General features: G+C 70.4%; 12 protein-coding genes and 1 pseudogene. 4 read left to right on the plus strand and 9 right to left on the minus strand.

Annotation, left to right across the window (positions count from 1 at the left end; translation table 11 throughout):
- The first annotated feature begins 2 nt into the window (after nt 1-2).
- Both OH809_RS05670 and OH809_RS05675 read left to right on the plus strand, forming a co-directional pair.
- On the plus strand, nt 3-1,046 hold the full coding sequence (locus tag OH809_RS05670) for a LacI family DNA-binding transcriptional regulator (RefSeq protein WP_406425360.1): 1,044 nt from the start codon (nt 3-5) through the stop codon (nt 1,044-1,046).
- A 486-nt stretch (nt 1,047-1,532) separates the two neighbouring features.
- A complete protein-coding gene (locus OH809_RS05675; RefSeq protein WP_406423428.1) occupies nt 1,533-2,549 on the plus strand; it encodes a tetratricopeptide repeat protein in 1,017 nt (338 codons plus the stop codon).
- A 24-nt stretch (nt 2,550-2,573) separates the two neighbouring features.
- Here the strand turns inward: OH809_RS05675 and OH809_RS05680 are convergent, their stop codons facing one another.
- Nucleotides 2,574-2,879, minus strand: coding sequence for a hypothetical protein (locus OH809_RS05680; RefSeq protein ID WP_406423427.1), 306 nt, complete (start codon nt 2,877-2,879; stop codon nt 2,574-2,576).
- Between the two features lie 12 nt (nt 2,880-2,891).
- Between OH809_RS05680 and OH809_RS05685 the strand changes: the two are divergent.
- Nucleotides 2,892-3,517, plus strand: a pseudogene (locus tag OH809_RS05685) (hypothetical protein); the annotation flags it as partial.
- Between the two features lie 11 nt (nt 3,518-3,528).
- Here the strand turns inward: OH809_RS05685 and OH809_RS05690 are convergent.
- From OH809_RS05690 to OH809_RS05715, 6 genes are all read right to left on the minus strand, one after another.
- Complete coding sequence (locus OH809_RS05690; RefSeq protein ID WP_406425358.1) at nt 3,529-4,413, minus strand: aminoglycoside phosphotransferase family protein; 885 nt, start codon at nt 4,411-4,413, stop codon at nt 3,529-3,531.
- Nucleotides 4,414-4,768: 355 nt separating this feature from the next.
- Entirely contained in the window at nt 4,769-5,383 is a 615-nt protein-coding gene (locus tag OH809_RS05695; RefSeq protein ID WP_406423426.1) for a GAF domain-containing protein, read from the minus strand.
- The gene (locus OH809_RS05700; protein WP_406423425.1) at nt 5,380-6,030 is read right to left on the minus strand and encodes a GTP-binding protein; all 651 of its coding nucleotides are present in this window, start codon (nt 6,028-6,030) and stop codon (nt 5,380-5,382) included. The genes OH809_RS05695 and OH809_RS05700 overlap by 4 nt, the downstream gene beginning before the upstream one ends.
- Nucleotides 6,008-6,379 (minus strand): DUF742 domain-containing protein, encoded by a 372-nt coding sequence (locus OH809_RS05705; protein ID WP_358861917.1) that lies wholly within the window; start codon nt 6,377-6,379, stop codon nt 6,008-6,010. The genes OH809_RS05700 and OH809_RS05705 overlap by 23 nt, the downstream gene beginning before the upstream one ends.
- 2 nt (nt 6,380-6,381) lie before the next feature.
- Nucleotides 6,382-6,816, minus strand: coding sequence for a roadblock/LC7 domain-containing protein (locus OH809_RS05710; RefSeq protein WP_406423424.1), 435 nt, complete (start codon nt 6,814-6,816; stop codon nt 6,382-6,384).
- 7 nt (nt 6,817-6,823) lie between these two features.
- Nucleotides 6,824-8,698, minus strand: a complete 1,875-nt coding sequence (locus OH809_RS05715; RefSeq protein WP_406423423.1) for an ATP-binding protein — start codon at nt 8,696-8,698, stop codon at nt 6,824-6,826.
- 605 nt (nt 8,699-9,303) lie between these two features.
- On the opposite strand from OH809_RS05715, the gene OH809_RS05720 reads away from it, so the two are divergent.
- A complete protein-coding gene (locus OH809_RS05720; protein WP_406423422.1) occupies nt 9,304-10,947 on the plus strand; it encodes an alpha/beta hydrolase in 1,644 nt (547 codons plus the stop codon).
- Nucleotides 10,948-11,634: 687 nt separating this feature from the next.
- On the opposite strand, the gene OH809_RS05725 is transcribed toward OH809_RS05720, so the two are convergent.
- Together OH809_RS05725 and OH809_RS05730 are read right to left on the minus strand one after the other, a co-directional pair.
- The gene (locus tag OH809_RS05725) at nt 11,635-12,201 is read right to left on the minus strand and encodes a DUF6529 family protein (protein ID WP_406423421.1); all 567 of its coding nucleotides are present in this window, start codon (nt 12,199-12,201) and stop codon (nt 11,635-11,637) included.
- A gap of 4 nt (nt 12,202-12,205) precedes the next feature.
- Nucleotides 12,206-12,469: a hypothetical protein gene (locus OH809_RS05730; RefSeq protein WP_406423420.1), complete on the minus strand. Its 264-nt coding sequence runs from the start codon at nt 12,467-12,469 to the stop codon at nt 12,206-12,208.
- Nucleotides 12,470-12,711 lie beyond the last annotated feature (242 nt).

A 12,711-nucleotide genomic window follows, 5' to 3' on the forward strand; every position in this document is an offset into this window, starting at 1 on the left:
ATGTGACGCTCGACGCCGTGGCACGGGAGGCCGGCGTCTCACCGGCCACCGCTTCGCGGGCGCTCAACGGTACGGCCACGGTCCGCGACGATCTGCGACAGCGGGTGCACGCGGCGGCGGAACGGCTCGGCTACATCCCCAACGCACATGCACAGGCACTCGCCAGCGCGGCCAACAACCGTACGGTGGGCGTCATCTGTCATGACGTCAGCGACCCGTACTTCGCCGCGATCTCCAGCGGTGTGATGCGGGCGGCTGCGGAACGGGGGCTGCTCGTCATGCTGGCCTCCACGTTCCGGGAGCCGGCGCGGGAGATCAGTTACGTCTCCATGCTGCGGGCTCAGCGCGCGCGGGCGATCCTGCTGATCGGCTCGGGCTTCCAGGACCGCGCGTGGGAACGGGCCATGGATACCGAGCTGGAGCCGTATGTCAGGGCCGGCGGGCGGGTGGCGGTCGTCAGCCGGCACCGCAGTCTGCGGGTGGACACCGTTCAGCCGGAGAACCGGGCGGGGGCGGCTGCACTGGCCCGTGCACTGGTGGGGCTGGGGCATCGGAGATTCGCGGTTCTCAGCGGGCCGCCCGAGCTGACGACGGTCTCCGACCGGTTGGCAGGGTTCCGGGAGGGGCTCGCCGAGGCGGGCATCGGGCTCGACCAGGTGATGGAGGGGGCGTTCACCCGTGACGGCGGGTACGAGGCGGCGCGGCGGCTGCTGCTCGCCGCGGCGCGGGCGCCGTCCCGCGCCCGGCCGACGTGTGTCTTCGCGGTGACCGATGTGATGGCGGTCGGGGCGTTGGCGGCGCTGCGGGAGGCGGGGGCACGGGTGCCGGAGGATGTGTCGCTGGCCGGGTTCGACGACATCCCGCTGGTACAGGAGTTGTCGCCGCCGCTCACGACGGTGGCGCTGCCCCTGACATCGATGGGCGAGAACGCGATCGCCCTGGCGCTGCGGGAGGTGGGGGCCGGGAGACGGGCCCGGGTGCTGCGGGTGGAGGGTGAGGTGGTGTTACGGGGCAGTACGGGAGTGCCGGGGGGTGGGATGCGGTGACCGGGGGCGTCCGGGGGCCGCTGTGTCCTCCATCACCGGACGGGCCTGATCGTGCCGGACGGGCTTGAACCCTCGCGCGTTGCACTGGAGACGACCGTGCCGGGCTGGGCTGGGCTGGGCTGGGCGCCCTGGGTGTCGATCGCGCCGCTGCTGCTGGGCGACCTCCATGACGTCGGTGATCCGGTTGTTCGTCACCTTGAAGTCTTCTTCGCCGGCGCCGTGGTGGGTACGGACGTGGCGGGCGGCTTCTCAGCGGTCAGCACCGCGGTACACCCCCTCGTGGCCGTGGCGGTGGGCGAACTTGTTCGCGCCCAGGACGAGTGCGGTGCCGTGGAATCTGCGGAGTGCGTCCCGAGAGACACTCTGACTCACCGCCCTCTGCAGATGTCCTCGTCCAGCAGCGGTTCGAGCAGACGGTCGGGCGCGGGAAGGCGTACTGCACGGGCGCACAAATACAATGCGCGAGCCGCCCGTTAGGGTGCGGCCATGGACGCCGCCGTACTCGACCGCCGGACCCGCATGCACGACGAGTGCATACCGCCGGATCTCGTCGACCGTCTCCTCGCCCTCGGGCACGCCGACGTGGTGCGCGCACAGGCATTGGCGGAGGAAGGCGACTGGTTCTGCGCCCGCGCCTGGGCACGCCTCCTGGCCGACCGGGGCGAGCTGGAGGAGGCACTCGGGGTGCTCGCCCCGTACGTCGGGACGGGCTGGTGGATCGCGGCCGCGGAGGCCGCCCGGCTGCTGGACGCGGGGGGCCGGGGCGAGGAGGCCATCTCCCTCGTCCGCCCCTTCGCACGGGACGGGGAGCGGTTCGCGCTGCACGACCTGGCCCTGCTGTTGGCCCGGCACGGGCGGGGCGAGGAGACTTACGCGCTACTTCTGCCGCACGTCGCGGACTGGTCCCTCGCCGAGGCTCTGGTCGAGGTGGGTATCGGGCTGAGCCGGGGCGAGGAGGTTGCGGCGCTGCTGGCGGCCCGTATCGCGCCGGGGTGCCCGTGCGCGCGGTGCGGCAGCCCGGAGTGCGGCGGGCGGTACCCGGAGCCGTTCAACGCGGTGAACTTGCTGGCGTCCGTCCGCGAGGGGCAGGGCCGCACGGATGAGGCGGTCGAGGTGCTGCGCACGTACGGCTCCACGCCGGTTAACAACCGTGACCCGCTGGCCGAACTGCTGGTGCGGCACGGGCGGATCGATGAGCTGCGCGCCTATGCGGCGGGTGAGGACCGGCCGGAAGCTGTCCGTCGTCTGGCGGAGGTGCTGGAGGCCCACGGCGACGTGGCGGGCGCGGTCGAGGCGTACCGGGAGCACGCGGAGCGCGACCGTTGGCACGCCCCGTTCCTGCTCGCGGAGCTGCTGGCCCGGCACGGGCGGGGCGCCGAGGCCATCGAGGTGATGCGCGCGCTGGACAGCGCCGACGACTGGGTCGTCGACCGAATTCGTGCGACCGCTCGGCGCGCAGGACTTCGCCCGTACGCTCCGGTTTCACGCCGACGACCCGTGTGAAACGGTCGCCGCGCTCACGCAGGCTCACACAGACCCATCGCCGTGCCGGAATCGGCCTGTGTGAGCCGGACCCGAACTGCCTCCAACCGGCGGCGGCCTCTCGGTCAGGTGCGTGCCGTAGGACCTGCGGAAGGAGTGGAAGTCCAGCCCGTCGTCCAGGCCGAGGGCATCTCGGTAGGCATGGAAACGGGCGTTCATCTGGGAGAAGCCGACCCGGGCTGAACGTTCCGACGGCCACAGAGCCCCGGAGCCGGCGGTGGGGAACAGCGGACGCACTTCCTCGTTCCACTGCTGGAGGATCTCCGCCGACCAGTCGAAGGTGGTCAGCACGTTGCGGCGCTTGACTTCACCGAGGTGCGGGACAAGCTGGGCAAGCGGCCGGACGTGCGGGCCTGGCCGACCGGAGACCGGCCGAAGGCGCTGTTCGACACGGCGGCCGGATAGCTGCGCGAGCGGCGGGTGCTGCTGCCCGGCGTGACCAGGCCGGCCCGGCAGGTGGGCACGGAGCGGGAGGCCGTGAACGACCAGCTGTGGTAAACCCCCCGCGGGCTGCTGAGCACCGATCAGCGGATGGTGCTGGACTCGCTGCCGGCAGTGCCGCCCGGGGCACGGGTGTCGGAGCTGGACCGGCTGCGCCGGGGGCCGGAGGCTTGGCGGGCCCAGCTCGTCACCCGCTCCGGCACCGTACGGCCGTTCCTGAAAAAGTTGGTGACGGTGATCGACTTCGGCGCCACCCCGGAGGGCCCGCCGGTCCTCAAGGCCTGAAGTCACTGCCGGACCTGATGGGCTGGAAGGAGGTGGTCCCCGCCGAGATCGACACCGGTCTGCTCACCGGGTCGTGACGGCGCCTGGTGCTCTCCGCGCCGTACCTGGAGCCGGGCACGGTCGACTGGAAGGCGTACGCCTTCTGCGTGCTGGAACAGGTCCACCTGATGCTGCGCCGGCGGGAGGTGTTCGCCAAGAACTCCCCTGATCTCCCTTATGCGGAGGTCCCGAGTATCTCCCGGATGACGTGCCGGGCGTTGGCTGAAATGATCGGATTGGTCGTCCGGTAGTACGGCAGCTGGATGACCGCCATGGACAGCGCCCAGCCCCGGCTGCGGGCCCAGGTCGCGTCGTCCACATCCACCGCCTCGCGGTACACCCGCCGCGCCGAGGCGGGCAGCAGGTTCCAGGCCGGGATGAGGTCGGTGGCCGGTTCCCCCATGCCCACGGTGCCGAAGTCGATGACTGCCGAGACGCGGTCGTCGGCGAGCAGCAGATTGCTCGGCATGAGGTCGGAGTGCGTCCAGCAGGGCGGGCCCGTCCACAGTGGTGCCGCGAGCGCTTCCTCCCAGGCCACGGTGATCTCGTCGGCGTCGAAGGGTTCGTCGGTGTGGCGCAGCGCCTCGATCGCCGCCCGCATCTCCTGGTCTTCGGCGATCAGCGGCTCGCCCCGGTGCGCGGGCGGACCGTCGGGGAGATCGATCTTGCGGATGGCGACCGCGAACTCCGCAAGGTCACGGGCCACGAGCTCGGGCTCGGCCAGGTCACCCTCGACCGGGTTGCGGCCCTCGATCCACCGGTGCACCGCCCAGGCCAGGGGGTACCCCTCACCCGGGGCGCCGGTCGCCATCACATCCGGGATCGGCCGCGGCAGCAGCGGCGCCAGCCTGGGGAGCAGCCGTGCCTCCAGCGCGATGGCCTCGGCGCCGCCGGGGAGCAGTGGCAGCCGGACGGTCAGGTCCTCGCCGAGCCGGTAGATCGCGTTGACCGTGCCTCCGGAGGCGAGCCGGGTGATCGGCAGGTCCGCCCACTGGGGGAACTGAGCGCGCAGCAGCCGCCGGACCAGGGCGACGTCGGTCTCCGCTTCGTCCGCGTGCATCTTGCCCATGTACCCACCAAGTCTCTCGGTTCCTGCCAGGATCGTCGCATAGTCAGACCATGTCCCAGAGTTCATATCCGCCAGCCGCTCACCAGGGCCGACGTCGGCTCAGCGCACGATCTCCATGCCGTCTTGCCGAAGGTCCCCGGAATGCCGTGGGACCGGCAGACCGAAGCACACCAGTCGGCATTGTTTCGAGCTGCGGCCGCCAGGATGGAGGTCATCTCGGTTGAGGTCACCCGGGACAGGTTGACACTCCTGAGGCCCGATCGCACGTCAGTTTCCCGCTTGGCTGGACCGGTTGTCGTCAGTGGCCTCGGGGGGCGTATCGACAGGAGTTCCGGCTTCGGTGGCATCAGCGGCTACCGCTGTTTTCCGTTCCGATACTCCCCAGGGCCTTGTCCTCCCGTCGGTGGATGTGGCCGATGAGTTCCTGCGCCAGGGACTTGATCGTGTCGAGACCCGCCCGCCCCCAGGGGCGGGGCACGGTGTCGACGGCGCAGACCGCCCCCAGCGCGATGCCCGTACGGTCGATGAGCGGAGCCCCGAGATAGGAACGGATGCCTATGTCGTCGACGACCGGATTGCCGGCGAATCTCGGGTAGTCGCAGACGTCCTCCAGGACGAGCGCCTTCCGCCGTGCAACGACGTGCGGGCAGTAGCCGTGATCGAGGGCCACGTACCGCCCGCCACGGCCACTGCCCGCGGCCATGGCGCCCAGGTCGGAACCGGTGTGCGTACCGGTCGGCGTGTGCAGTCCGGCGAAGAACTGCCGGTTCCCGTCGATGAAGTTGACCATCGAGAAAGGAACATCGGTTATTTCGGCCACCTTGTCCGCGAACGCGTCGAAGCTGTCGAACGATCCGCCGGCCCGTTCCCCGAGTCCGAGCGTCCGCAGCCGCTGGGCTCGGACGGGGGCATCTCGGTCGACGGGGGTCAGCAGCAGCCGGCCGTTGGCGCGTCCGTTCACGGATGGGCTCCGAAGGTGGAGAGCGGGGCGGGGTCGGGAGTGGCGTTGATCAGATGCTGGACCAGTGTGATCAGCGCTCCGGTGCCCGAGTTCGCGATCCTGGCGTCGCAGAGGACGACCGGTACCTCGGGCGGAAGGTCGAGCGCGGCCCGTACCTCGCCGGGGCCGTAGCGGTAGGCGCCGTCGAACTCGTTGACCGCGACGATGAATCCGATGCCTCGCCGCTCGAAGAAGTCGACCGCCGGGAAGCACTCCTCGAGCCGCCGGGTGTCGGCGAGCACGACCGCTCCCAGCGCGCCCTGGGAGAGCTCGTCCCACATGAACCAGAAGCGCTCCTGGCCCGGGGTGCCGAACAGATAGAGCACGTGCCGCTCGTCGAGGGTGATGCGGCCGAAGTCCATGGCGACCGTCGTGGCGGTCTTCGACTCGATACCCTCCAGGCTGTCGGTCGCCACACTGACCTGGGTCAGCAGCTCCTCCGTGCTCAGCGGCGCGATCTCACTGACGGCGCCCACGAATGTCGTCTTGCCGACGCCGAAGCCTCCCGCCACCAACACCTTGAGCGCGACGGGGAAGCACTCGGGGCCCCCGGAAACATCCCCTCCGCCTGAGGTGCCGAAGCCGTCAGAGCTGTCGTCGTAAGCCATCGAGCACTGCCTCCAGCAGAGATCGGTCGGTGGGCATGTCATGGAAGGCGGGCGGATGCGCGGTGACTGCGCCGCAGTCGACCAGATCGGAGACGAGCACCTTGGTGACGACTGCGGGCAGCCGCAGATGTGCGGCGATCTCGGCCACCGAAGTGGGCCCGCCGCACAGCCCGAGCGCCACGGAGTGCTCGGGGCCGAGATGCGTCTGCGGATCGGTGCCGGTGGCCCTCACCAGGGAGAGCAGATCGAGCACGGCGGTCGGACGGGTACGGCCGTTGCTCACGGTGTACGGACGGATGAGCCGGCCCGCGGCGTCGTCGAGCAACGGCCCGTCCTGCGCGGCTGGCACTATCACAGCCCCGTGGTGCTCGGTGCCCCGGCTGCTTGCCTGGCCGGGGTCGTCAGATACGGCCGGACGCTCTTGACCAGCATCGTCATCTCGTAGCCGAGCACCGCGGCATCTGCCTCGCGTCCGGCGAGGACAGCGAGACAGGTGCCGGAACCGGCGGTGGAGACGAAGAGCAACGTCGAGTCGAGCTCCACCACCACCTGCCGAACCGCCCCGTTGTCCCCGAAGCGCGCCCCGGCGCTGCGTCCGAGGGAGTACAGACCGGCGGCCAGCGCCGCCATGTGGTCGGCGCTGTCCGCGTCCATGCCGTGGAGAGACTTCACCAGCCCGTCGGCGGAGAGCAGGACCGCGCTGCGCGTGTACGGCACACGCTGTACCAGCCCGCTCAGCAGCCAGTCGAGGTCGGCGACCTGACCGGACGGCATATCGGTCGTCATGGTGCATCTACTCCTTCAAGGTATTCGTTTCGAGGGGGTCGGGTTCGGGAGGGAGCGGGGAAGCGGTCGCGGTGCTTCCGCGGACGGGCAGCGGTTCGAGAGGCGGCCGGGCCGGCGGCCCGGCCGCGTCGAGGGCGCCGACCGGGGGCTGTGCGGTGTCGGCGTCCGCTTCGCTCCGGGCGTCGGCGAGCTCGATGCCCCGCCGGAATGACGCCATCAGCCCCGGGTCGTGCAAAGGAGGTTCTTCGTCCTCGGCACGGGGGGCGGGTGCTTCGCGCAGCTGCGGGACCAGGTGTTCCTGATGGGCGCGCCTGGGGAGTTGGGGCCGGCCCATGGTGCCGCGCACAGTTCCGGGCTCCGGCTGGAGGGCCGGAAGCGCGTCGTCCGGGCGCTGGATGCCGGGTCGGGCATCGGCGGGGTTGGGTCGGGTGACACGCTCGACGCGCAGCGGCAGCGGTGGCCCCTCACCCTGCCTTCGCGGTTGCCGGGACGTTTGGTGCAGGCGGAGCGGCTGACTGGGCACCTGGGTCTGCCGGTTCGGGGCCGGGCTCAGTTTCCGCTGGTGCGCGGTGGCGTCCTGGGCGGGCGGCCGGTGTACGGGCCCGGGCGGCGGGACCGGGACGGCGTCGGCCGTGGTGGGTGCCTCGGTGTCGGCGCCGAGCAGGGACTGCGGGAGTACCAGTACGGCCTGGGTGCCGCCGTAGATGTTGCTCTGCAGCCGGACCGCGATGCCATGCCTGCGGGCCAGCGATGCGACGACGAAGAGCCCGATCCGGCCGTCCTGGAGCAGATGGGCGACATTGATCTGGTCGGGGTCGGCGAGCAGGGCGTTCATCCGCTTCTGCTCGTTGCCCGGCATGCCGAGCCCCCGGTCCTCGACCTCCAGGGCCAGCCCGGCGGTGACGTGCTGGGCTCGCAGCAGCACCTGGGTGTGCGGGGCGGAGAACACGGTGGCGTTCTCGACGAGTTCGGCAAGCAGATGGATCACATCGGCCACGGCGTGACCGCGCAGGGTGCCGTCGATCGGCGGCACCAGTTTGACCCGCGGATACTGCTCGACCTCGGCGATCGCGGAGCGCAGCACCTCGGTCATGGTGACCGGGTTGCTCCACTGGCGCCGAGAGACGGCCCCGCCGAGGACGGCGAGGTTCTCGGCGTGCCTGCGGATGCGGGTGGCGAGGTGATCGACCTGGAAGAGGCCCTTGAGGAGATCGGGGTCCTCGACCTCGTGCTCCAACTCGTCGAGCAGCTGGATCTCCCGGTGGACGAGGGACTGGAGGCGGCGGGCGAGATTGACGAAGACCTCGACCCGCTGTTCCTCGCCGGAGTTGCTGCTGAGCTGTGCTGCCTGGACGACGGCGGCGATGGCCCCTTCGTGCGACCGGCCCATTTCCTGAGCGAGCAGGTCGAAGGCGTCGCTGCCGGGGGCGACGGGCCGCGGGGGGCGCCGCGCGGGAGCCGGTTCTCCATTGCGGAGCTTCTCCACCAGCCGCTGCAGGTCGGCCTGGCCCTGGGCACTGGCACGGCGCAGGGCCAGGCAGCGGCCGAGGACGGTGGTCGTGACCCGGTTGGCGCCGAGGAATGCGGCAACCACGGCGGCGACGGCCAGCGCCCCGGACCCGCCCAGCGCGGCCCAGAGTTGGGTGGTCGGGCGGGCACCTGTGGAACGGATGGTGAAGATGACGGCTGCGGCACCGCTCAGCACCACGGCGATGGCCGGGAGCAGGGCGGTACGCAGGATCTGGGGGCGCAGGCGGGCGTCAGGAGACGGCTGTGCGGCGCGCGGCCTGGCCGCGGCCGAGTGGGCACGGGCACCCGGCCGGCCGTGCCGCGCGCCCTCTCGGCGTTCCGGTCGCGCTTCAGGTGCGCGAAGTTGAGACATCAGCGTCCTCGGTACATGGGGCACCAGGAATCGGCGTTCATGCGGTGGCACCTACGGTGGTCGGTCAGGCTCGGGTCAACGCTCGGCCATGCTCGAACGATATGAGCCCAGCGTTGATCACCGGCCACACACAGTAGTCGCCAATCGAGGTCCCGCGACAGGCAGTTGTCAAACTTGCCCGCCCTCCGTCCCGCTCCGGTATGAGCTCTCGCACAAGAGACCGATAACGCCGCATTGGTATCGGTAGGCCGGCAGCCGGACCGCCGGGCGGGTTCGTAGCGCTCAGTGAGACGGAACGACAGGTCCAGTTCGGTGGTCCGCGTGGGCAGGTCGAGGCGGATGGTGCGCAAGCCCGGGAGTTCCCAGGGGCCCCACGGTTCGGCGACCCGTGTCCCGCCCCCAACCGACGTCCACCACCAGGCGTTGACGCTGCTCCATCTCCGCCATCGGTCAGCCCGCCGCACGGCGCGTACCGCATGAACCCGGCACAGGTGACAGGGCGCCACGATACGCAACGGCCCCCGGCCCGACGCCTTGCACACGATCTTTACCACCCCCTCAAGTACTGCCATGCTGACCGGGTTTGAGAAATCGAAGGAGGTTCCTTGTCTCGCATATCAATTCTGGCGGCGGCACTCACCAGCGCATTCGCCCTCATTTCCGGCAGCGCCGTCACGGCGTCGGCCGCACCCGCGATGCCCGCCGGAACAACGACCCCCGCGACCGCCCCGGCCACCACCGGGCAGCAGGTCGACCCGGTGGTCTGGACGCCCTGCAACCCGGACCCGTCCAAGCCCGATCCCAAGATCTACGACTGTGCCGTGTACCCGGTGCCACTGGACTATGCGAACCCGTCGGGCGAGAAGATCGGCATCGCCATGATGCGGCGGCGGGCCGGCGACCCTGCCAAGCGCATCGGTTCGCTGTTCCTCAACCCCGGCGGCCCGGGCGGCAGTGGTTACCTGTGGGCCACCACGACCCGGTTCGAGCCCCGCGTACTGGAGCACTTCGACCTGATCGGCTTCGATCCCCGCGGCGTAGCCCGGAGCAACCCGCTGCGGTGCTTCAAGACCAACGAAGAGGCCGACGCGGTCTTCGGTCGAATCACCGGTGTGCCCGTCACGCCGGCCGAGGTGGACGGCACGCTCGCGGCCACCAAGGACTACACCGACGCGTGCGCCCGTAACGCGGGTGCGCTCATCCAGCACATGTCCACCATCAATGTGGTGCGCGACCTCGACCGCATGCGTCAGGCCGTCGGTGACGCCCAGCTCAACTTCGCCGGGTTCTCCTACGGCACGTTGATCGGCGCCACCTACGCCAACATGTACCCGGACAAGGTGCGCGCCCTCATCATCGACGGTAACGTCGACCCGCAGCTGCGCCTGCACAGCGGCCTGGAGTACGACCGGCAGCGCGCCGCAGGCGGCTTCGAACTCGCCCTGGACGAGTTCCTCAAGCGGTGCAAGGCCGCCGGTGCGCCGCGCTGTGCGTTCGCCGAGGGCGACACCCGCGCCAAGTTCGACGCGATCCGCGACCACCTTCGCACCAGCCCGGTGACCCTGCCGAGCGGTTCACAGGTCACCCTGAGCAGCTTCACCAGCCAGGTCGCCGACGCCCTGTACGCGCAGACCCGACTGGCGCCGCTGGCCCGCTCGTTGCAGGCCCTGCACGAGGCGATCAACCCGCAGCAGGGCTTCGGCGCGGGGGCAGGGACGGTATCCGCGGACGAGGCGGACCGGCTGACCAAGGTTGTCCCGGCGGCGCTGCGTGAGGCCCCCGCCGACTCCCCGTACACCGCCGACGACTCCTACTACGGCGTCAACTGCCAGGACAAGCCGTACCCGACGAACCCCAAGGTGTTTGCGAACCTGGCCCGCCCCTGGGAGCATGACGCCCCCACCTTCGGCCGCTACCAGGTCTACGACGCGCCCGCATGCGCGACCTGGCCGTCGCCCGCACGTGCCGCTGAGCAGTACCCCGGCCCGTGGAACAAGCAGACCGCCAACCCGGTCATGGTCATCGGCAACACCTTCGACCCGGCCACCCAGTACAAGTTCTCCCAGAACATGCAGCGGGAGCTCGGCAACGCCGTGCTGGTCACGGTCGACGTGATCGAGCACTGCGCGGTCGGCCGGAGCAAGGCGCTCAACGGGCTGGTGACCTCCTACCTGGTGGACCAGGTCACGCCGAAGCCCGGCCAGGTCCTCAAGCCGGACCTCGACCCGTTCCCGGTGCCGGGCGCCTGACATATCGCCTGAGAACTGGAAACGAGGACACCACCGCGGGCGCGATGACGGCCGAACCGCCAGTCACCGCGCCCGCGGCCCTCCTCCGGTGATCCGAAGGCGGCCGCTGAGCAGGATTGGGGCTCTGCCTCACAACAGGGCCTGCTCCCGCTCGGCCTCCGACATGGTTGCAAGGACTTCCGTCACGCGCTTCAGCTCATCCACGGTCAGCGCTCTCCCACAAGGTCGAGGTCGTCATGAGACGCCTCCGGGGTGAACTCCGGAACGGGCCGCTCGCGGTTCAGCGGCAGGGACACATCCCGCCACCAGGGGCGCGTGGGGAGGTCTCCAGCGGGCTCGAAGGGCTGGCCTGGAACGGGGACGGCGACTGCTTGTCCGACCGACCCGGCTGCGGCCAGCGTCCACTCGCCAGGCTCGGCCCAGGGATGCAACCAGAGGTGGAATGTTCCCCAGTGGATCGGCAGCATGACACCGCTCGGCTGGCCTTGCTGCAGGCCAAGGTGGCTCTGGACCCCTTGAGAGGGGCGGGCAGGGCTGACTTCATGTCCCCAGCCTTGCCTGACCTCGCCCGAACCGGGAGGCACCGCCCAAGTACAGGGTGTCACTGGGCAGCGTGTCGCTCACCGCGATGTTGTCGGTCCGGCCGGGGCCGCCGTTGGCCGTCGGGAGAGACGTCTCGCGCTCTGCTCACAGGCCGGGTGCCTGGAAGCCGTTCAGGTACCAGAGGGCGGCGGCGTACCAGATCAGGGCGATCGCGGTGACGAGGGTGCCTCCAGCCAGAGGGAGTGCCCAGCTGGGCCAGTGGCGGTGGCGGACCACGATGACCTTGGCGACGAAGGCCCCGTAGAGGAAGCAGCCGGTGAGCGAGTGCAGCGCCAGGCGGGTGTCGGTCAGCTGGACGCCGTAGGTGGTGATGCAGTGCCGAGCGATGGGGAGGGAGAGGAGGAAGGCGGTCAGACCGATGAGGCGGTGCGTCGTGTTGACCCGGTGCGGTGCGGTTCGCAGTGCGGGCAGGCGGCCGTACATCCAGAGGGCGAGAAGTAGCTGAATCAGCGCCAGGCCCAGCAGTGCGGAGCCGAGTTGGGCTTTGAGTAGTCTGGCGTCGTCGCCGCGCTGCCCGAAGAGGCTGTTCTCGTAGGCGGGGGTGTGTACCCGGCCATACCAGTAGAGGCCGACCGTGACCGCCACGGGCAGGAGCATCCACAGGACGCCGTAGAGCCGTCGGTGGTTGGCAGGGTGTGCGACGCCGTCCACGTGATCAGCCGCCCCCGCTCTCGATTTTGCCGCCCTGGAGCTGGACGGCACACCACGTGGTGCCGAGCGCGGCGCTGGGAGTGCCGGTGGTTCGGGCCGACGGCCCGGAGACAAAGCGAGGATCGGTGCGGGCGGATGCGACCGCCGCCGGTGCGGGCTGCGGGCTCACGGCATTCGTCGTCCTTCCGCCGCCGGAGCAACCGTTGTGCACCGTGGCGCGCATGGCGTCAGCGGCGACCGAGGCGGTCGCGAGGCGAGGGTTTCTCAACAGGATCTCCAGGCGTTTCGGGTCGATCTCGCCAGTACGTCCGAAGAGTCCCTGCCGGGTCCAGTCGGCGCGCCAGCAGGTACGCGAATCAAGGAGAGCGGTTCGGCCGGACGGCCGATGAGAGCGACATGCCGACCCAGGTGAAGGAGGGGCCGTGTTCGTAGAGCCATAGGTGCCCGGGTCTTCGGACCGCCTACGGCATCGGCCGGGACGACGAGGGCGAGCGGGCGGGAATCGCCGAA

The organism is Streptomyces sp. NBC_00873 (genome assembly GCF_045207415.1).
In the GTDB taxonomy this organism is placed as follows: Bacteria; Actinomycetota; Actinomycetes; order Streptomycetales; family Streptomycetaceae; genus Streptomyces.